The sequence below is a fragment of the Exiguobacterium sp. LL15 genome, assembly GCF_024436095.1.
Taxonomy (GTDB): Bacteria; Bacillota; Bacilli; order Exiguobacteriales; family Exiguobacteriaceae; genus Exiguobacterium_A; species Exiguobacterium_A indicum.
The window spans coordinates 271,578-291,701 of the sequence record NZ_JANFNX010000002.1 but is presented as its reverse complement, the minus strand read 5'-3'; the positions used below and the strand labels follow the sequence as shown (position 1 = coordinate 291,701).

Genomic DNA, 20,124 nt, shown 5'->3' with positions numbered 1-20,124 from the left:
GGAGTCGTTTTTTCATGAGGATCATCTTAGGGTATTACCTCCTCCTGACACTCATCGGATTTGTCTCGATGTGGCAGGATAAACGTCGAGCGCAACAACATGCTTACCGGACACCCGAAGCAACACTATTGACGATTGCTTTCCTCGGTGGTGCGCTCGGTTCTTGGATTGGTATGTACACAGTCCGGCACAAGACACGGAAAGCGAAGTTCCAATGGCTCGTTCCAATAGCCGCTATCTTGCATCTCGCTTTCTGGTTTGTTTACACTTCACAATGAAAGAATGTGACCGATAGAGAAGAGAACGTACGGAAATGTGTCCGTCGTTCCTTCTTTTTTTGTATGAGGTCAATGATTATGAATAACAGGTTTAATTTCTTTTTTGTTCAGGGTAAAGAATTTAACCAATTTAATAAATACATCTTTTTTTGATGTACTGAGAGGTGGACATCCCTTTATGTGGCATCCTTGCGCCGAATGTACGACATCGATCCGTTTCGTTGAAGCGGGAGCACTCCATATTCAATCACCAACGCCAGAAATCTATTCCTATCAATCGTTCGAACAGCTCGAACAGTTATTGACATCGCTCTTACGTGTAGCGGATTATCCAGTGTCGTGTCGCGCCACACAATCGCGTTACGTGACAGCACCTATCCTAGCTTCAGCGCTTCTAGAACAACTGAAGCATCGATCTGCGATTGATTTCATCCAGCATGGGGTCATGACGAGCCACCTACAACCGATTTATGATATCCAGCGTAACGTGCTCGTCGCGAACGAAGCCTTGCTACGAGCAGCTGATGACAATACGCCGATTTCACCAGGTGTCCTGTTTTCAACGGCCTCGAAGATGGGACTTCATTCCCGTCTCGATCAACGAGCGCGTGAAGAAGCCATCCGTGCGACGCACCATATTGGTGGCACAGCAAAAACGTTCATCAACTTCCTTCCTTCGACGATCTATAATCCGGAGTATTGCCTGCGCCATACGTTTGAGATCGTCGAACGTTATCAAGTCGATCCGAGTCGGCTCGTCTTCGAAGTCGTCGAAACGGAAAAAATTGAAGACGTCAACCATTTGAAACACGTCTTCGAACAGTATAAAAAGCAAGGTATTCAAGTAGCACTGGACGATGTTGGCGCTGGTTTCTCGACACTCGATATGTTGTCCTTGCTTCAACCGGATTATATTAAAATCGATCGTTCCTTCATCGATCACTGCGATACAAACTCAGAAAACGAAGCCTTTTTACGAAAAGCCCGCCATCTGACACGAGAAATGGGGATTCAAATCTTAGCGGAAGGTATCGAACGGCAAGAAGAACTCGATCTTTGCCGCGAACTCGGCTTTGATCTTGGTCAAGGATACCTACTCGGTCGCCCTGCTCCTTACGCTCGTTTTGCGAAAGCACAATAAAAATACGCACATGGACCGTCTGATGATTCGGTCCATGTGCGTATCTTTATGTTAAGTCGTCGAAACGGAAACCGTCTCGTTCCGTGTGATAGCATCGACTAATTGTTCTGTTGATACAATCGGACGCAACAGACGACACAGTTCCTCTTTTGATGTCCGTAAAGCAAGTGCTTCGACGACATCGAGCGATAATGCGAAGTCTGCGAGTGTCGTCGGCTGTTCTTGTACAAGAAGATAGTCACGCAACTCTGCATAATCGTCATCATGTCCGAGTAACTTCTCCTGAACGAGTAGTCCGTAACCGACCTTACTCCCGTGTAAAAACGCATGCGTTTCTGGATGAGGTGATAACGCGTTATGCACTGCGTGTCCGATTGCACCACGCGTCGCCGCGTCACCAAAACCACCAATGCTTCCGGCTAACGGAATGACGGTTTCGACGAGATGTTGGATTTCAACGGGATACTCACGAAAACGCGTTTCCGTTATATTCGTCGACAAGATAAGATCCTTACAACGTTCAGCTGTCCGAAGCGCCATCTCAATGATGGGATTTTCAGCCGATGATCCGCTTAAGGCACGTGCTTCATACCACTTCGCTAGCGTATCGACGAGTCCCGCTACAAAATAAGCATACGGACTTGCTGCGATGATCCGATGATCGAGTAAAAGGGCTTCAATCACGACGGGGAACGTATCAAATCGGATGTACTGTCCCTCTTCGTTATACATGACACTGAGCGGAGTCCACGGAGCACAGTTCGAGACGATCGTCGGAATGACGATGACCGGGCGTTGTAATTGAAACGCGACCTGTTTTGCCGTATCGATGACACTCCCACCTCCGAGCGCGAGAATCACATCGTATGGAGCACATACCTGTTTGAAAGCTTCCACCTGTTGATCCGTACAATGCCCTTCAAATAAAAGACGTGGTAATGCTGGTAAAGCAAAAGCGGCTGCTTCATAGGCTTGACGTCCATGAATCAGGACTGCTGAACGATTACCTATCACTTCTTTGAGTTGATCGAGCGCGTTTTCCTCATGTATGTATTGCAAAACAGCTTGTCGAATCACAGAATCGCCTCCTAATATTTGTTATCGCTCAGTATACGCAAAAGAACCCGCTTCGGCAATCATTCGATTTTTATAAGAGGAGCGCGTACACTAGAAAAGAGAAGAATTTACTAAAAAGGAGTCGATGAATCGATGCAACAGATTACGTTAAACAACGGTATCAGCATGCCCCAACTCGGATATGGTGTCTTTAAAGTACCGGAAGAAGAAGTATATGAAGCGGTCAGCGAAGCACTCCGCGCCGGGTATCGTTCGATCGATACGGCGATGATTTACGAGAATGAAGAAGGTGTCGGTCGCGCACTGCGTGACTCCGGCATTCCCCGAGAAGAGATCTTTCTGACGACGAAAGTCTGGAATTCCGATCACGGCTACGAAGAGACACTTGCCGCTTTCGAGACGAGTCTACAAAAGCTTGGTGTCGATTATGTTGACTTGTATCTGATTCATTGGCCGATGCCAAAAGAAGATCGTTATGTCGAGACATGGCGGGCGCTCGAACATCTCTATGCCGAAGGGAAGACGCGTGCTATCGGTGTTTCGAACTTCCATATTCCGCACTTGGAACGAATTTTAGCCGAAGGATCGATCGTTCCTGCCGTCAATCAGATTGAACTCCATCCGTTCCTTAGCCAAGAAGCGATCCGAGACTTTTGCCGCAAGCACGGTATCGTCGTTGAAGCTTGGAGTCCGTTGATGAAAGGACGCGACGCGTTGACGCATCCGGTCATCGTCGATATCGCGAATCGTCATCAGAAAACGCCGGCTCAAGTCGTCCTCCGTTGGCACTTGCAACACGATATCGTCGCGATTCCGAAATCCGTCACGCCAAGCCGCATTCGCGAAAATCTTGATGTCTTCGACTTCAGCTTGTCAGACGCTGATATGCAAGCCATCGATCAATTGAACGCCAACGTGCGTACAGGATCAAATCCGGATCATAAATAAGACGAGACGATTCTCGTTTAATCTCCATACAAAAAGAAGGTACCTTTCGGAATTGATCCGGAAAGTACCTTCTTTGATGATGACCCTGATGCGTGATTCCAATCGATTATTTTAGCGGTCTAAATTATTTCCATGATCTTGCTTGGCGATGTCATCCGATTGATGTTTCGATTGACGACTTTCTTCGCCGTCTTGCGTTGCATCATGTTCTTTTTCCTCGCGTTCTGTTTCCGGACGTCGGAAATCGTCATCCCGACGCATTGCAATATCCGGTTCTCGGTTCCCGTCGAGTTTTTTCGCGTGATCGATTGCCTGCTCGTCTTGCGGCATCTTGTCCGTACCGGCACGGTGCAAATCAATTTCCGCATGCTCTTCCTTCGAATCTTTATCAACATCAAGCGGATTACCGGAGCCGAGCTGTGCATTGGAATTCGCATCTGATGACGTATGCGTCTCTTCGCCACTACCATAGCGAACTTTAACATCAGGATGCGTATTATCTGTATTTAAATGTGGATCGAACTGGATGTCTTGGACTTCAAGTAACAGAACGAAGCCCCCACCTTCGACTTCCGTTTTGCGTTGTTCGATTTCATTGTCTGATAGATCAAGTGACCCAAACAAATCATCGACTTCTTGATCGCGTCCTTTGTTCCCGCGAATTCGATCAATCCAAGACGGTTTCGTCGTCGCGATTTCGGCATCCATTTGGCTACGAACGAGTGCGATGTTCGACTTCTCTTTGACGATGACGTAGAAGTCTTCCTCCCGATGCCCTTGAATGTGCAATTCGTCCATTTTTGAGATCAATTCTTCTTCTGAATAGAATGTTCCGATATATTGTTTCGTTTTCATGGATGTTCTCCCCTTATCGACACGATTTGTCATGCGTGACTTCTATAAGGAGTATTTCCTCTTTTGCGTTAAAATATGCCAAAAAACATGCGTTCCATTAAAACGTCATCTGTTTGACATGTAAACGATCATTCGCCGACAAGTTTCAGACCAATCGTCGCACTTAAGACAAGACCTATACAAACCAGTCGCTTCCAGTCTTTTGATTCGTTATAGAGCACCATGCTGAGGATCGCACCGCCCGCTGCTCCGATTCCCGTCCATACCGCATACGCCGTTCCCATCGGTAAACCATTCATCGCAAGTGTCAAAAATAAGAAACTGAGTCCGAATCCTGTTCCCATCAACAGTAAATTCTTCGCATTCTTATTTTGATTGAACGTATTGATCAAGACGACACCAAACATCTCAAAGATTCCGGCAATGATTAAATAAATCCAACTCATGCTGATTTCTCCTCTCCACTGACTAACTTCAGACCGATGACGCCGACGAGTAAGACAGCGATCAATGCTAATTTCATCACGGAAGCGGCTTGATCGAATAACACGATGTCCGTCACGACCGTTCCTGCTGTTCCGAGACCGACGAAGACAGCATAGACCGTTCCGACTGGTAAATGGTTACTCGCTTTAATTAGCACGGTAAAGCTAACGATGATACAGACGATCGTTGCAGCCCACTCAAGTGGTGTTGCCGCATGTTTTAATCCAATGACCCAGCCCACTTCAAAACACGCTGCGACGATGATGCCAATCCAATACTTTGCCATAATAATTGCCTCCTAATAGGTAAATTCAAATGAAAAAGCCCGGGAGCAAGCGAGACGATTCGCTTTACTCCCGGGCTTTTATCCCTCCGTTGCATGGACAAACGTCCATGTTCCTCCCTCGGTCCAGCCGTACGGAACCCTAGAGGATACTCCCTATTCCATTCGATACAACCACCCTAGCATGCCCTTTTTCCTATGTCAAACAGGAATCTGTTCCCCATCTGTCAAATAGAATCAAAGTGACTTCATCTGAATGAGGAGGATGCTGCATGCGTTATAAAATCAATGATCAACTTCGGATTCGTCGTTTTGCACCAGAAGATGTAGAAGCGGTTCACGCCTATGCCTCACAACCCATCGTCAGTCAATTCCAGTCATGGGGACCGAATACCGAAACGGATACGAAACAATTCCTACACGATGCGCTTGAAAGTGAACTCGAGACACCAAGACGTCGTTATGTCTTTGCCGTGACGTTTCCAAGTGACGTCGTCATCGGTGCCGGTGAACTCGTCATCACAGACGTTGAGAATAAAATCGCCGAAATCGGATACGTCCTCTCGCCTGATGAATGGGGGAACGGATACGCGACGTCAATCGCCTCTTTCCTTCTCCAATTCGGTTTCGAAAAACTAGAACTACACCGAATCACGGCAACGTGTGACCCACGAAACGTCGCTTCCGAACGTGTCTTGCAAAAGGTCGGCATGACGAAGGAAGGACAGCTTCGCGAGACGGTCTATCTCGAAGACCACTGGCGTGATTCCTTGATTTACGGCATGCTCGACTGGGAATGGCAAGTGGATCACGAACAAGATAACTAACATATGACTTCAAACGGTGTGCCGAGGCATACCGTTTTTTCATGAACAACCTCCTATTTTTTTGATTTTTATCAATTTTTAAACAAGCGCATGCTACACTATTCATAATGACAAATTTTAAGAATTGGAGTGAACCTCTTGATGAAAAAATGGACTGCTCATGTTGCTGGACTTGCCGCAACGTTAATGTTGAGCTCGGTTTTACCCGCACCCGCTTTTGCTGAATCGCCACCTGTTCAACCGACAGCAGAAACACAAACAGTCACCGAGACAACCGGGACGGCTTATTTGAAAGAGGATGCTGCGTTGCTACAAACGGCTGATTCCACAACGGTCATCCAACAACTACCAGCGGGAACGACATTCAAGACACTCGGTACGGACGGTGACTTCACTCGTGTCAGTTGGCAAGAAGGTACTGCTTATGTCGCAACAAACGCGTTAACGCAAACAGCACCTGTTTTTCAAAAACAAGCAACGCTGATGTCGAAAAGTCCACTCTCATTAGTTGCTTCACCATTTGATCCCACCGTCGTGACGACACTTCCCGCTTATCAGCGAATCGATACATACGGCACCTTCGACACGTTCACGCGTCTGAAATGGAACGAGCAATACGTCTATGTATCAACGACACAACTCGAGCAACTTCCGAAATTGGTTGGGACGCGTTATGCCAAACGAGCGACTTCTCTTTTCGTTGAGCCGAAGACGACGAGCGCGAAGACTGCCGTCACTCAAAATCAAGCATTCGAAACGTTCGGGACGACGGGTACTTTTACACGTGTGGCGACTAAGACCGGTTACGCCTTCGTATTGACGACTGATTTAGCTGATACGCAGGTCGTGAGCCATCCAGAAACAGGAGTGCGTTACGTCCAACAGCAGACGACGGTCTATGCCACTGCGACTACGAAAGGAGAAGTCGTACAATCGCTTCCTGTGAATACTTCTCTTCAGACGTACGGCGTCGAGGGTTCATTTACACGAATCAAACGAAACGACGAGTATGCCTATGTATTGACGGCACATCTCGGTACGTTGAAATACTATCCAAAGACCGCACGCCTCTATGTTCAGCGCGCTACACCGATCTATAATGCACCGAATGCTTCCGGCTCCATAATCGATCAACAAAAAACAAATACTTTATTAACGATCTACGGTAAAAGTGGCGTCTACAGTCGAATTATTTTCCGCGGAGTCCATGCCTACGTTAAAACAGCTGATCTTGGTAGTGAAAAAGTATACACCGCAACCGGAACACGGTACGCCAAACGCAACTTGTCCGTCTATACGTCTGCTTCAACGAAAAGTAAAATGATGTATTCTGTCAAACGAGCTGACAAACTAACGATTTACGGCACGAGCGGTAGTTACACACGATTAAAAAAAGGGACGGTCTATGGTTACGTCAAGACGAGTGATCTCGTCACGAAAAAGCCGGATCTGTATGACGTTACCGGTCAACGTTACGTGACAGAGGACGACGTCGTCATTCGGTCACAGGCAAAACTGTCGGGTAAAAAAATCGGCACGTTGAAAAAAGGAAAATCGATCACCATCTATGGAAAAAGCGGTTATTTTACACGTGTCAAATATAACAATATCTTTGGTTTCGTCGATTCGAGTCGGATCGGACTAAATAAACCAACAGCAAAAGCGAAAAAAGGGACAACGTTTTATGTCCATCTGGACCAAACGCCACTCTTCTCTGCTGACGTCGCTTACAGTCGGCCAGCTGCCTATTTGAAAAAAGGGACAAAATTGATTGGTCTGAAATCAATTGATGATGATTTTTGGCAAGTTCGCTTAGCCAGCGGTCAAACGGGTTACGTCCTCAACCCTTATATCAGCACGAGCAAACCCGATATGAAACTGACACAAAAAGCAATCAATCGAACGAAAATCTATACCGTCAAACAGACGACATCCTTCTTTTCGAGTCCAACCAGTCCAAAAGGCAGCGGACTCGTTGAGCAAGGCAAACGTGTTTATCCGCGTCACCGGGTCGGAAACTTCTATGTCATCCAGTCAGGCTGGACACCCGTCTATCTTCCGGTCTCAGCTGTGACGATTACGTCCGATAAACGGGTCATTAAAAAGAATAACACGCGCGGTGAAAAGCTGATTCAAGCAGCCGTCCAACATATCGGTACACCTTACACATGGGGGTCGCAAAATGCCGTGAACGGTGGCTTCGATTGTTCCGGTTTGATTCACTACGCGACAAATAAGGCTGGAAAATACGGTGGTCGGACGAACGTTCGCGGCTACTGGTACGGTGCTTTCTTTACGAATCGCCGGACGAGTATCTCGAGTGGTAAACGCTCAGATATCGTATTCTTCCAGAACACCTACACGGATGGTCCATCGCATATCGGAATCATGCTCGATAGCGAACACTTCATCCATGCGGGTGGTTCACAGCTTCAAATTAATTCGATTTATGAACCGCGTTGGCAAGAGCATTTCCTCGGCTTCAAATCGATGTAATAAAAAAGACGAATCCGTCGAAATCGACGGATTCGTCTCTTCTTATCGCAACACGTCAGAATGTCATCTCGACGTATTTCGTCACTTGTCGATCCATCAAGTACAACTCAATCTGTTCACGGTAGGCTTTATAGTGATCGGATGCGATATGCGCTTCAAGTGCTTCTTCGTCCCGATACACTTCATACAGCATGAATTGATGCTCATCCTCAATCGATTGGTGCAAGGAATAACGTAAGCATCCTTCTTCTTTTTGTGCGGCATGATAGACCGTTTGTAGAATCGGGAAGACTTGATCCGCAAGTCCTGCTTTGATTGTAAGTACAGCGTTGACGACGATTTCTCCCATGTTTCATTATCCCCTTTCGTGATTACCTGTATCTGTACCCCTTTTCACGAAAAGACACACGTCAAAGGAGCTTGAAGATGCAAACTCAACTTTTTGAAGCACTTGAACAATTCGAACCGACGATGATCGCGTTACGTCGTGATTTTCATCGACATCCGGAACTCTCTTTCCAGGAAGTCCGCACACCAGAACGAATTGCTACCTTTTACGCGAAACAGGGCATTCCTTATCAAACAGCCGTCGGAGGTCGTGGTGTCGTCGCAACGATCGAAGGCAAACAACCTGGTTCGACGATTGCGGTCCGTGCAGATTTTGATGCTTTACCACTTCAAGAAGAGACGACGCTTTCCTTCCGGTCGATCCATCCCGGTGTCATGCATGCCTGTGGACACGATGGACATACGGCGATGGTGATGGCCCTTGCTGCTACGCTCTATCCGCTACGTGATCAATTGCAAGGAACGATTCGAATCATTCATCAGCATGGAGAAGAGGTCTTTCCTGGCGGAGCCATCCAAATGATCGAAGCCGGCGTCCTCGAGGGCGTCGATGCGATTTTCGCGACACATCTCGAAAATGATTTACCGGTTGGTACGATTGGGTTTCGGGAAGGACATACATTATGCGCGATCGACGAATTCGAAATCATCGTTCATGGTCAAGGTGGACATGCGCAAGCACCGCACAAAACAAAAGATGCGCTCGTCGCTGGGGCACAACTCGTCTGCAACTTACAACACCTTGTCAGTCGACGGGTCGATCCGTTCGAACCCGCTGTTCTTGCAATCGGATGCTTCCACGCAGGAACGGCGCCGAACATCGTCACGGGTGAAGCACGCATCGTCGGGGAGATCCGGACGTTCAATGAAACCCTGCGGCATCAGCTCCGACAAGAAGTCGACCTTGTCGCCAAAACGACGTGTGCCGGCATCGGTGCTACTTATTCGATCGACTTCACAACGGGTTACCCGGCACTCTGGAATCATCCGGACGAGACAAAACTCGTTCAGGAAGCTGCTTCTTTCTTACCGGAAGCATCTGTCCGGTCACTCACACCGATGATGGCGGCGGATGACTTCGCACATTATCTAACACACGTCCCGGGAAGTTACTTCTTTACCGGCTCCGGATATACGGACGGTCGCATCAATCATCCACAGCATCATCCGCAGTACGAGATCAACGAACAAGCGTTGTTGATTGGTGCGAAGACACTCGGAGCGACCGTTTTACGTGCCTTAAAACCTAAGGATTGACTTTATTTCTGTGTGAATGGTATCATCACAGCAATGATAACGAATGACATCAACTTCATATACCCTTATCAAGAGTGGACCGAGAGATCTGGATCGATGACGTCCCAGCAACCTGCGCATAGCAAGGTGCTACGACCAGCAAAGCGAAAGCTTTGGTTGATAAAAAGCGGCGACTCCTTTTGCAACCAAGCGAAGGAGTCGTTTTCGTTTTTCTCGCTGTCAGACATACAATGGGAATTTCCCACGGAGAGGAAGAGACGGATGGAAAAAGCAACATTTGCAGGTGGATGTTTTTGGTGCATGGTGACACCATTTGAAGAATTACCAGGAATCGAGGGAATCGTATCAGGTTACATGGGCGGACACGTCGATAACCCGACGTATGAACAAGTCAAAACAGGAACGACGGGACATCTCGAAGTCGTCCAAATCACGTTTGATCCGAGCCTGTTCCCGTACGAGCGTCTGCTCGAACTCTACTGGCCGCAAACGGATCCAACGGATGCAGAAGGTCAATTCCAAGATCGTGGCACGCAGTACGCACCAGCGATCTTCTACCATACGGATGCACAGCATGAAGCAGCGATCGCTTCCCGTGACGCCCTTGCTGCAAGCAATCGTTTCAAACAACCAATCGTAACGCGGATCGATGCCGCTTCTGAATTTTATCCGGCGGAAGAGTACCATCAAGACTTCCATAAGAAAAATCCAGAACACTATAAAAAAGATCGTGCTGCTTCTGGTCGCGATGCTTTCATCGAGCAGGAATGGAAAGATACGACGACGGTCTAATCACCTCGAACCACATACAGTAGCTGAGACTGATTTCAAACATCTCGTTCTTCCCCTACTTTCCAGTAGAAAGTGGAGGATGATCGAGATGTCACTGGAGTCAGTTTTTTTGTATGTAAACAAATGGTGTCTTCTTTACCAACACCCTCACATAAATTTGTAACCGTTTACAAATGAAGTCTTTTGTTTTACGGTTAATAAAAATTAACCGGTTAAAAAGGAGATTATTGCATGGAACAAAAAGCGATTCACATATTAGAGAGCTATGAACAGTTAAAAGTGATCAGTGATCCGTTACGAACAAAAATCCTCATGTTTCTCGTCGAAAAACCACATACGGTACATCAGTTAGCCCACTTGCTGACGTTATCCCGCGCAAAGATCCTCTATCATGTACGAGAACTTGAAAAGCATGACTTGATTCGCCTCGTCCGGACGGAAGAACAGGGCGGCAATCTATTGAAATACTATCAAGCGATTGCTCGAGGCTACATTCCTGCCGATCATCTACTGAACTTCGTCGAGACGAATGAAGCGACCCGGCAGTCGTATCTTGAGGTATTGGACCGAGCAAAGACACGCGTCCTCACCGCTCCAACTACTGCTTTTTCTCCCGTGTCTTCAAACGTTGAAGACTGGATGAGCTTATCGCTTCAAAAGGAACTGACGATGTCTGAAGCCAATTTTCGGCAATTTTCTACCAAATATCGTGCTCTATTGGACGAGTTCACACGGTCCCCTTCACTAGACGAAGAAGATAAAAAACACTTCTATATCATGACGACTGCCTTTGCAATTGATGAACCACTATTTGAGAATGACGACGTCTAAACCGGAGGTGCCATATGCTGCCTGTTGAAATGGATACGCAACAATCGCTGTTTAAAAATCCATCTTTTTTATTTTTATGGGGGTCCGGTATGTGCTCTGCCCTCTCCCTATCAACCTATCTGTTTGTTGAACAATGGTATGTCATCCATACACTAAACCAGGCGTCATATCTTGGATTCGTCCTCATGGTCACCTTGTTACCCCGTATTTTTCTCATGTTATTCGGTGGCGTCCTATCCGATCGCTATAAACGTTCGACGATCATGCGCATCTCGAGCGCTTTACGGATCAGTTTCATTCTCTGTCTTCTCGCATTACTTCATACCGATCAGCTTACATTGCTGACGATTTTAGTATTCGCCTTGCTATTCGGTAGTGTGGATGCATTCTTTTCGCCGGCGAATGCTTCCTTACTGCCTACACTCGTTCCGAAAGAACAACTCACTAAAGCCAATTCACTGATTCAAACATCTAATCAAATCGCCCTCTTTTCAGGTCCGATTCTTGGTGGAGTCATCCTCAGCCATTCTTCTTACTCGCACGTCTTTCTCGTGATTTTCGGCACACTCTGTCTGACGCTCCTTTTCACGTATGGTATTCGTGAATCTAAGATCAAGCGAGCACGTCAGCATTCAGCTCTCTTTGAACTAAAAGAAGGGCTACATTACGTCTTTCACCTTCAGCAACTCAAGCAGACACTTTTTCTTGTCATCTGTGTCAATTTCTTTTTCTTTGGACCACTCTTACTCGGAATCCCCTTACTCGTTCATGATGTGCTCCAAGGAGATGCGATGGATTTAAGTTATATGCAAGGGGCTTATCAAATGGGAATGCTCGGAGGGGCGCTCTGGAGTGGTTTAACGCAGAAGAAAGAAAACGGGCTTACTTCATCAGTCCGATTGATTGGCGCATTAGGTCTGCTTCTCTTCCTGCTTAGTCAAGTCCAGCAGATTTCGTTGTACCTGATCATCCTGTTATCACTTGGTGTCCTTTCTTCGATCATCAATATTCGCTTCATTACGTTCATCCAGTCTCAGTGTGCGGAACAGACGATGGGACGTGTCATGAGTGTCGTGAATGCCGCGTCAAACGGTCTCGTTCCATTATCTTATGCGCTTCTCTCTTTTCTACTGTCGTTTCATGTTTCAATCACGACGATCATGTTGTACTGTGGTCTTCTCATCCTTGTCCTCTCGCTTTACTTTAGAAAACGCATGATCCAGGTCAAAAACTAGTCAAAAAAAGACAGTGGATTGGAATGCCACCGTCCTCGTTCTGTATTCGGTTATTACGAAACACGTTCTATCTGATCCTTTGCCTGTTGTTCCGGCGCCACGACTTGATACCGCTTCAAAACGAAGATGCCGCACACCATGACGGCGAGACCGACGAGCTGACCGAATGATAAATCAATTTGTGGTAAACCGAACCAACCGAACGTATCGACAGCGAGAGCAAAGCTTAACTGCGAAATCAGAACGACAGAGATCGCGACGGACGGACCAAGCAATTGAATTCCACGCATGACACAAAAAACGACGCCAACACCGACAAGTCCACCAAACCAATAGAGTGGCGATACGTTTTGAATCTGTTCGATTGTTCCACCACGAAACAGAACATACGTGACACTTGCTCCGACGAAACCGACGAAGAAGACTAGCGTCGTCGTCGCCCAAGCGCCAAACGCGTCACTCATCCTAGCATTCAATACCGTCTGTAAACTGATCAACATCCCTGCCAATACGGCACACACGATGCCTATTACCATGTTCGTTCCTCCTTACTCATAGCTGTTGCCGTTCGCCTTCTCGCGAATCCGCTCCAGATCGACAATGATGATTTTCCCGCGTCGTCGAACGAGAATCTCTTCTTCACATAATTTCGTGATGATCCGATTGAGATGGCGATAACTCGTTCCAAGCCAGTCAGCGACGTCATGCAGGTTCGACGTCCGCATCTCCTGATAAAATAAACTGTCACTGGCTTCAGAAGCAATCGACAACAAATACCCTGCAAATCGCTCTTCAACGGTATACAACACATGGTGCGACGCTGATTTCGAGTCGGCATACCACTTGGCTGTGATCGTGCGTAATAAAAATTGCAGAAAGACGTTCGTCGTATTGTGCTCGCGTAAAATCGCATACGGTACGCTCAACACCTCGACGTCGGTCACCGCTTCGACCGTATTCAATACTTCCCGTTCGTTGATGAACTCAGCGTCACCAATCACTGTCAGTGGTGTCTTGAATCGTAGAATCCGTTGCTTTCCTTCTGACGAGGCAGCAGATATCTTGACCTTGCCTGCAACGATGAAGTACATCCGATCGATCGCTGCCCCTGTCGTACAGAGGAGTTCCCCTTTTTGGAAGGTTTCTTGACGCAACCAAGCGCGCGTCTCTTCCGTCAAAATCGTATCCAGTCCATACTGTTGAATGACGGTTTCCATGTTCATTCCCCCCTTTAGGCAAGTGAGAAAATCGCAACTCCTGCAAGCATGAGACCCACACCAACCCACTGACCACGATTTCCTTGTTTTTTTAAGACACCGAACCATCCCTTTAAATCAATCACAAACGCACATAAAATCTGTGCGACGAGTAATAAACACATCGCCCATGTCATCCCGAGTTTTTGGATTGCTGTCAGTTCCGTTACGACGACTAACACGCCAATCAAACCGCCACTCGCATAAATCCATGGTAACTGACGGAAGCCACCGATTTTCCGATCTCGTACGAAACTGTAAATGACTAAACAACCCATCAGACCCACAAAGTGTACGATCAATACGGACAACCACGGTCCGACGCCTGTCGCAAGGCGCGCATTGAATATGCCTTGCAGGGCGATGAACAGACCGCTCATCAAAGCAAACACGACTCCTTGCACGTCATCTCCTCCTTTAATCTCTACACTAGAGTAGACCTTACTCGTGCCCTACTTGAAAAGGACAAATGTCCCATTTTCAAAAAAACATGAAAAAACCCGCTGTCCACAAGTGGCATCACGGGTCCATCCCTGTATGCTCATGTCGTAAAACGAGTCGTCGTTTGTTTCAGCTGTTCCTCTGCTTCCGCCATCATGCGCGTAAACAACTCCGCAACAGTCGGCACATCATGAATCAATCCCGCAACCAGTCCAGCGTTGACATACCCTTTCTCCTCATCGCCCTCAAGAGCGCCCGTAATATGATACGACTCATTCGTCTGATCGAGAAAAGCAGCAGGTGTCTCTGCTGTGAGTCGTTCGACGTAAGGACCATCAAGGACACGTCGGACGAATCCGACGGAACGTCCGATGATGCGTGTATCGGTATCGGTCGCATCCATTAAGTGCGCCTTGTATGCCGAATGAACCTTCGCCTCTTCCGTCGCAATCAACCGTGTTCCAAGCTGGGCACCAGCCGCACCAAGCAACAGGACAGCTGCTAGTCCACGACCGTCACCAATTCCACCTGCTGCCAGGACCGGAATATTGACCCGATCAACGAGTTGCGGAATCAAGGTCAGCGTCGTCAACTCGAGCGGTGAATTGATGCCTGCCGCTTCAACTCCCTCCGCTACGAGTACATCAGCACCTGCCTGTTCTGCCTTTAACGCCTGTTTGACCGAGGCGACAACCGCGATCGTTTTGATGCCAGCAGCTTGAAGTCGCGCTATGTACGGTGCCGGGTTTCCGGCCGACAAGGAGACGACCGGAATCTTTTCTGCAATCGCGAGATCAATCAGTGCTTCCGTATAGGGAGACACACGAATCGCGATGTTCAAGGCAAATGGTTGATCCGTCAGCATTCGTGTCTCGTGAATCCGCGACGACACTTCATCGACCGACAATGTCCCGCACCCGAGCGTTCCGAGTCCCCCGGCATTCGACACCGCTGCCGTGAGCGACGCATGACTAATGTTACCCATTCCTCCTTGGATCAAAGGATATCGAATTTTAAAGAGCTCACAAATCGGAAACATATCTTTCCTCCGTTCTCGCCTTCACTCACATGCTATACTGACATGGAATGAATAGTAGTTCATCTTATTATAGAAACGAGGTCATTCTGTTATGAAGATTCCGTATCAATCGATTCATCCGAACGTCGCCTCCGATGTATTCATCGCTCCTGGCGCTTATCTGATCGGAGACGTCACGATCGGTTCCGAGTCTACCGTCTGGTTCAACGCTGTCTTACGCGGTGACGAAGGACCGATTACAATTGGGAAACGCTGCAGTATCCAGGACAACGCAACGATTCATCTCTATGAAGGGGCACCCGTCGTCATTGAAGATGAAGTAACGGTCGGACATAACGCAATTTTACACGGTTGCAAAATCGGACGTCGTTCGATCGTCGGAATGGGTGCGACCGTTCTTGATCATGCAGAGATCGGTGAAGAATGCATCATCGGGGCGAATACGTTAATTCCATCGGGAAAAGTTTTCCCACCCCGTTCGCTGATCATCGGCTCTCCCGGTAAAGTCGTGCGTGAACTAACAGAAGCGGATCTCGCGATGATTCAGGAGTCGATTGATTCTTACGTCGATAAAGGATATGCTTTCCGAAACATTCTCGCAGAATCAGATGAACAGAACACATCTGAATGACACGAATGCGGGGCGGATCAACTGATCCGTCCCGCTCTTTTCATTCGAATAAATGCTCACCGCTCTGCAAACAGCGGATGTTCCGCCGCGTCGTACGAGGCACTGCGTTGCGACACATCGTGCGTCTCTTCAAAGATTGATTCGAAGAACCGACTCGCTGGTTGTGCGAGCAATCGGTAATATTGTTCGAACAAGAGCGCCGCGTGATGTCCGCTCCAAGCATCTGGTAACAGTTCTTGCGGTAATCCAGGATCCGTGAATAGAAACTTCCGGTATTCATGTACGAGCATCGTCCGTTCGACGAAACACTGTTCATCCGTCATTTCTCCGAGTTGGAGCTGACTCTGATGGACGATGTATTGCCGGCTGTAATCCGTAATGAACGTCTCGTAACGCTCCTGCAATTCTTCCAGCGGAAACGCACGCTCGACAAGGGATTGATCCTGCTTCGGACCGTGGTATTCACCGACGAAGAAATCGACATACTCTTCGATCTCGTACGACGCGATCAATCGTTCCGCCTCTTTTTCAAGTGGGTTCGGTGAGATCCAAACGCCGTTCGATAAGTTGCCAAACCCACTCCACGTTAGTTCTTTGCGGAGCTCATCGCGAATCTGGCGTTTATCCTCCGGAATCGTGTACATCAGCGTCCGCCACTTCCCGTCCCAGTCGTGCGGTGTTGATCTGTAGATCCGGCGTGCGGCCTCCTCCATCCGTTCCACCCCACGTGGTGTCAATGAATAGAAGCTTTTATTTCCTTGTTTCTCGGAGACGAGCCAGCCTTGTTTAACCATTCGGGATACCGCGACCCGAACGGCCTGCTCGTTATGTCCGAACTCTTTGACGAGTCGAATTAAACTCCCGACCCAGATTTGATTGCCGTAATGGCGAATGTAATCGCCGTAAATCGTAAAGATCATCGATTGGGTGTTCGCACTCATGGTATTCACTCTCTCTTCAGTCGTTCATAGTGTGTATCGTTAGTATACGGGTTATTTCAAACGTCGACCATCCTCATCTTCCTTCAAAGCGTGGTGGTCGTTTTTCAGCGAAGGCTTGTAGCGCTTCCTGACGATCAGCCGTCGGAATGACGACTTCATAAGCTTCTGTTTCGAGCTGTAGTCCTTCTTCGAGTGAGACATCCCGCCCTTGATCAATCGCTCGCTTCGCTTGGCGCAAGGCAATCGGACCATTCTGTAACATTTGATGGGCAAACTCAAGACACGTCGTCATCAACGCTTCCCGGGCAACAACGGCTGTCGCGAGTCCGTACCGTTCTGCTGTCATCGCATCGATTTTTTTAGCCGTGAAGATCAATTCCTTTGCCCGCGTCTCCCCAATCAGTCGTGGCAATCGTTGTGTTCCACCGGCTCCTGGAATGATCCCGAAGCTGGTCTCCGTCAAGCCGACGAGTGCATCCTCGACGAGAAAACGGAAATCACAGGCAAGGATCCACTCGAACCCACCGCCGAGCGCGTGACCGTTGACGGCTGCGATCGTTGGTTGCGGCAATTGTGCGATCGACGTGAAGACGTTGCGGATCGCAAGGACATTGCGCCGGACTTCTTCTTCGTTTAAATGCACGCGTTCTTTTAAATCGGCACCCGCACTGAATGCTTTCCCCGTTCCCGTAAACAGGACGACCCGCGCTTCCGGGTCGACCGATAACGCATCGACCTGTTCTTGCAAAGCGACAAGCGTCGGATAATCGAGACAGTTCAAACGTTCCGGACGATCAATCCGGACGATTGCGATATAGCCTTCTCGTTCTAAGTGAATCATACGAGTCCCTCCCGATCGACGACAAGTGCGATCCCTTGTCCGACTCCAACACACATCGTCGCGAGACCATACGTCCGGTTCGTTCGGCGCATCTCATGCAATAATGTCGTCAAAATCCGCGCTCCACTCGCACCGAGTGGATGACCGAAAGCGATCGCACCACCGTTGACGTTGACCTTTTCGCTTGGTAAACCAAGTGCTTCGATACAGGCAAGACTTTGAGCCGCAAAGGCTTCGTTCAACTCGATTTGATCGAGCTGTTCGACCGTCAACCCTGCCCGCCGGAGAACTTTTTCCGTCGCGTCAATTGGTCCGATTCCCATGATGGCAGGTTCGACCCCTGCTGTCGCACTCGCCCGGTAATACCCGAGTGGCGTCAAACCGAGTTCGTTCGCTTTTTCTTCACTCATCAATAACAGTGCCGACGCACCGTCGTTGACACCAGATGCATTCCCCGCCGTCACGGTACCACTTGGGAATAACGGACGAAGTGTCGCCAGTTTCTCACGTGTCGTCTCGGGACGAGGATGTTCATCACGATCGAAGACGCTGACGTTGCCTTTCCGGTCCATTTGTGTGACCGCAACCAGTTCGTCCGTGAAGCGCTCTGTCTCGATTGCTCGTTTCGCGCGTTGTTGGCTTTCAAACGCAAAGTCGTCCTGCGCTTCGCGTGAGATCCCGTACTGACGGGCGACGTTCTCGGCTGTCTCCGGCATCGAATCCGTTCCGTATTGATCTGCTAAACGATCATTGACGAAGCGCCAACCGATCGTCGTATCGTACATCGTCTGATTGCCACGTGGGTTGGCCTGATCCGGCTTCGCGAGAACAAACGGCGCACGCGTCATACTTTCCGTCCCACCAGCGATATAGATATCGCCTTCACCTAAGGCAATCCCACGCGCCGCCGCGATGACAGCGTCGAGCCCTGACCCACATAAGCGATTAATCGTCGTACCAGCGACTTCGACCGGTAGACCAGCTAGTAGTCCCGACATCCGGGCGACGTTACGATTGTCTTCTCCCGCCTGATTCGCATTACCGAAAATGACTTCCTCGATCGTCTTCGGATCGACTTGTGGATTACGCTCAAGCAACGCTTCGATGACGCGTGCTCCTAAATCATCCGGACGAACCTGACGTAAGGCGCCGTTATAGCGACCGATCGGTGTCCGAACAGCATCGATGATGGCGACCCGTTTCATGATGTCACCTCGCGATTCGTATAGTCATAGACGCCACGACCGGTTTTACGACCGAGTCTGCCCGCTTTAACATACTGTTCGAGTAGTGGTGCCGGACGGTATTTTTCGCCGAGCTTCTCATGCAGATACTTTAAGTTGTGGAGCCGAGTATCAAGTCCGACTAAGTCCCCGAGTTCGAATGGCCCCATCGGATAGTTTAAGCCGAGTTTGATTGCTTTATCGATCTCTTCTGGTGTCCCGAGTCCTTCTTGTAACATGTAGAACGCTTCGTTTCCGACGAGCGCACTGATCCGCGAAGTCACGAACCCAGGAAACTCGCGGATGACGACCGTTTCCTTCTGCATCTGACGCGCCACCTGCTCAAGAGCTGCAACCGTCTCATCCGATGTCTCAAGACCACGAACGAGCTCGATCAGTGGCATCAGATGGACCGGATTGAAGAAATGCATCGCCATGACCCGGTCCGCCCGGTTCGTAAAGGACGCAATTTCCGTTGGACTCATCGTTGACGTGTTCGTTGCGAAATAACAGTCCGGACGTGCATTCGCTTCTAGCGTTTCAAAGACTTGCTGTTTGATGCTAAGTTGTTCCGGTACTGCTTCAATGACCAGATCCGCTTGTTGTGCCGCCTCAGCTAGGTCGGTCGACAGATGCAGCCGATCGAACAATCCCTCGACCTCATTCGCGGACATCTTCCCTCGCGTGATTCCTTTCTCTGCGATGCGTTCGAGTTCTCGATAGGCACTTTCGACATACGCTTCTTTGATATCAACGAGTGTCACCTGAAATCCGCGGTGTGCGGCAACATAAGCGATGCCACGTCCCATGACGCCGGATCCGACGACGACGATTTGTTCTACCATCTGAATTCCCCCTTATCCCCTGTGCTGTTAAAAAAGACTGGACTTCCCGACGG

Annotated in this window: 23 protein-coding genes and 1 riboswitch; of the genes, 10 read left to right on the top strand and 13 right to left on the bottom strand. The window is 48.6% G+C overall.

Annotated features, from left to right (window positions below; all coding sequences use genetic code 11):
• Positions 1–14: 14 nt before the first annotated feature.
• Together NOM72_RS12840 and NOM72_RS12835 are read left to right on the top strand one after the other, a co-directional pair.
• Positions 15–278 carry a DUF1294 domain-containing protein gene (locus tag NOM72_RS12840; RefSeq protein WP_023467021.1) on the top strand — a complete coding sequence of 88 codons (264 nt, stop codon included), beginning with the start codon at positions 15–17 and terminating at the stop codon, positions 276–278.
• A 178-nt stretch (positions 279–456) separates the two neighbouring features.
• Positions 457–1,419 (top strand): EAL domain-containing protein, encoded by a 963-nt coding sequence (locus NOM72_RS12835; protein WP_023467020.1) that lies wholly within the window; start codon positions 457–459, stop codon positions 1,417–1,419.
• A 51-nt stretch (positions 1,420–1,470) separates the two neighbouring features.
• Here NOM72_RS12835 and NOM72_RS12830 read toward each other — a convergent pair whose 3' ends face one another.
• Positions 1,471–2,496, bottom strand: coding sequence for an iron-containing alcohol dehydrogenase family protein (locus NOM72_RS12830; RefSeq protein WP_255999293.1), 1,026 nt, complete (start codon positions 2,494–2,496; stop codon positions 1,471–1,473).
• A 132-nt stretch (positions 2,497–2,628) separates the two neighbouring features.
• Here NOM72_RS12830 and NOM72_RS12825 point away from each other — a divergent pair, with 132 nt between their 5' ends.
• Positions 2,629–3,444 carry an aldo/keto reductase gene (locus NOM72_RS12825; RefSeq protein ID WP_023467018.1) on the top strand — a complete coding sequence of 272 codons (816 nt, stop codon included), beginning with the start codon at positions 2,629–2,631 and terminating at the stop codon, positions 3,442–3,444.
• 111 nt (positions 3,445–3,555) lie between these two features.
• On the opposite strand, the gene NOM72_RS12820 is transcribed toward NOM72_RS12825, so the two are convergent.
• The 3 genes from NOM72_RS12820 to NOM72_RS12810 form a co-directional block, all read right to left on the bottom strand.
• A complete protein-coding gene (locus NOM72_RS12820; protein ID WP_058714032.1) occupies positions 3,556–4,299 on the bottom strand; it encodes a general stress protein in 744 nt (247 codons plus the stop codon).
• Positions 4,300–4,427: 128 nt separating this feature from the next.
• Positions 4,428–4,745 carry a DMT family transporter gene (locus tag NOM72_RS12815; protein WP_023467016.1) on the bottom strand — a complete coding sequence of 106 codons (318 nt, stop codon included), beginning with the start codon at positions 4,743–4,745 and terminating at the stop codon, positions 4,428–4,430.
• Entirely contained in the window at positions 4,742–5,071 is a 330-nt protein-coding gene (locus NOM72_RS12810; RefSeq protein WP_029340708.1) for a DMT family transporter, read from the bottom strand. The genes NOM72_RS12815 and NOM72_RS12810 overlap by 4 nt, the downstream gene beginning before the upstream one ends.
• A gap of 269 nt (positions 5,072–5,340) precedes the next feature.
• Here NOM72_RS12810 and NOM72_RS12805 point away from each other — a divergent pair, with 269 nt between their 5' ends.
• Complete coding sequence (locus NOM72_RS12805) at positions 5,341–5,895, top strand: GNAT family N-acetyltransferase (protein ID WP_255999292.1); 555 nt, start codon at positions 5,341–5,343, stop codon at positions 5,893–5,895.
• A 141-nt stretch (positions 5,896–6,036) separates the two neighbouring features.
• Positions 6,037–8,391 carry an SH3 domain-containing C40 family peptidase gene (locus NOM72_RS12800; RefSeq protein WP_255999291.1) on the top strand — a complete coding sequence of 785 codons (2,355 nt, stop codon included), beginning with the start codon at positions 6,037–6,039 and terminating at the stop codon, positions 8,389–8,391.
• Positions 8,392–8,446: 55 nt separating this feature from the next.
• Here NOM72_RS12800 and NOM72_RS12795 read toward each other — a convergent pair whose 3' ends face one another.
• The gene (locus tag NOM72_RS12795; protein ID WP_023467012.1) at positions 8,447–8,740 is read right to left on the bottom strand and encodes a putative quinol monooxygenase; all 294 of its coding nucleotides are present in this window, start codon (positions 8,738–8,740) and stop codon (positions 8,447–8,449) included.
• Positions 8,741–8,817: 77 nt separating this feature from the next.
• Here NOM72_RS12795 and NOM72_RS12790 point away from each other — a divergent pair, with 77 nt between their 5' ends.
• From NOM72_RS12790 to NOM72_RS12775, 4 genes are all read left to right on the top strand, one after another.
• Positions 8,818–9,996: a M20 metallopeptidase family protein gene (locus NOM72_RS12790; RefSeq protein WP_255999290.1), complete on the top strand. Its 1,179-nt coding sequence runs from the start codon at positions 8,818–8,820 to the stop codon at positions 9,994–9,996.
• A 62-nt stretch (positions 9,997–10,058) separates the two neighbouring features.
• Positions 10,059–10,162: riboswitch (SAM riboswitch) on the top strand.
• 95 nt (positions 10,163–10,257) lie between these two features.
• Entirely contained in the window at positions 10,258–10,788 is a 531-nt protein-coding gene (gene msrA, locus NOM72_RS12785; protein WP_023467010.1) for a peptide-methionine (S)-S-oxide reductase MsrA, read from the top strand.
• Between the two features lie 231 nt (positions 10,789–11,019).
• Positions 11,020–11,619: a winged helix-turn-helix domain-containing protein gene (locus NOM72_RS12780; RefSeq protein ID WP_023467009.1), complete on the top strand. Its 600-nt coding sequence runs from the start codon at positions 11,020–11,022 to the stop codon at positions 11,617–11,619.
• 14 nt (positions 11,620–11,633) lie between these two features.
• A complete protein-coding gene (locus NOM72_RS12775) occupies positions 11,634–12,854 on the top strand; it encodes an MFS transporter (protein ID WP_255999289.1) in 1,221 nt (406 codons plus the stop codon).
• A 53-nt stretch (positions 12,855–12,907) separates the two neighbouring features.
• Here the strand turns inward: NOM72_RS12775 and NOM72_RS12770 are convergent, their stop codons facing one another.
• From NOM72_RS12770 to NOM72_RS12755, 4 genes are all read right to left on the bottom strand, one after another.
• Positions 12,908–13,390: a DMT family transporter gene (locus NOM72_RS12770; RefSeq protein ID WP_255999288.1), complete on the bottom strand. Its 483-nt coding sequence runs from the start codon at positions 13,388–13,390 to the stop codon at positions 12,908–12,910.
• Between the two features lie 12 nt (positions 13,391–13,402).
• Entirely contained in the window at positions 13,403–14,071 is a 669-nt protein-coding gene (locus NOM72_RS12765) for a Crp/Fnr family transcriptional regulator (protein WP_023467006.1), read from the bottom strand.
• A gap of 14 nt (positions 14,072–14,085) precedes the next feature.
• A complete protein-coding gene (locus NOM72_RS12760; RefSeq protein WP_058265576.1) occupies positions 14,086–14,514 on the bottom strand; it encodes a DMT family transporter in 429 nt (142 codons plus the stop codon).
• Between the two features lie 137 nt (positions 14,515–14,651).
• Positions 14,652–15,590, bottom strand: a complete 939-nt coding sequence (locus tag NOM72_RS12755; protein WP_255999287.1) for an NAD(P)H-dependent flavin oxidoreductase — start codon at positions 15,588–15,590, stop codon at positions 14,652–14,654.
• Between the two features lie 91 nt (positions 15,591–15,681).
• Between NOM72_RS12755 and NOM72_RS12750 the strand changes: the two genes are divergently transcribed.
• A complete protein-coding gene (locus NOM72_RS12750; protein WP_255999286.1) occupies positions 15,682–16,221 on the top strand; it encodes a gamma carbonic anhydrase family protein in 540 nt (179 codons plus the stop codon).
• 56 nt (positions 16,222–16,277) lie between these two features.
• Here NOM72_RS12750 and paaX read toward each other — a convergent pair whose 3' ends face one another.
• The 4 genes from paaX to NOM72_RS12730 all read right to left on the bottom strand — a co-directional run bounded on the left by paaX (position 16,278) and on the right by NOM72_RS12730 (position 20,071).
• A complete protein-coding gene (gene paaX, locus NOM72_RS12745) occupies positions 16,278–17,162 on the bottom strand; it encodes a phenylacetic acid degradation operon negative regulatory protein PaaX (protein ID WP_023467002.1) in 885 nt (294 codons plus the stop codon).
• Between the two features lie 73 nt (positions 17,163–17,235).
• The gene (locus NOM72_RS12740) at positions 17,236–18,003 is read right to left on the bottom strand and encodes an enoyl-CoA hydratase-related protein (RefSeq protein ID WP_255999285.1); all 768 of its coding nucleotides are present in this window, start codon (positions 18,001–18,003) and stop codon (positions 17,236–17,238) included.
• Complete coding sequence (locus tag NOM72_RS12735) at positions 18,000–19,208, bottom strand: acetyl-CoA C-acyltransferase (protein ID WP_023467000.1); 1,209 nt, start codon at positions 19,206–19,208, stop codon at positions 18,000–18,002. Before NOM72_RS12735 ends, NOM72_RS12740 begins: the two co-directional genes overlap by 4 nt.
• Entirely contained in the window at positions 19,205–20,071 is an 867-nt protein-coding gene (locus NOM72_RS12730; RefSeq protein WP_058703595.1) for a 3-hydroxyacyl-CoA dehydrogenase, read from the bottom strand. The genes NOM72_RS12735 and NOM72_RS12730 overlap by 4 nt, the downstream gene beginning before the upstream one ends.
• Positions 20,072–20,124: the final 53 nt, after the last annotated feature.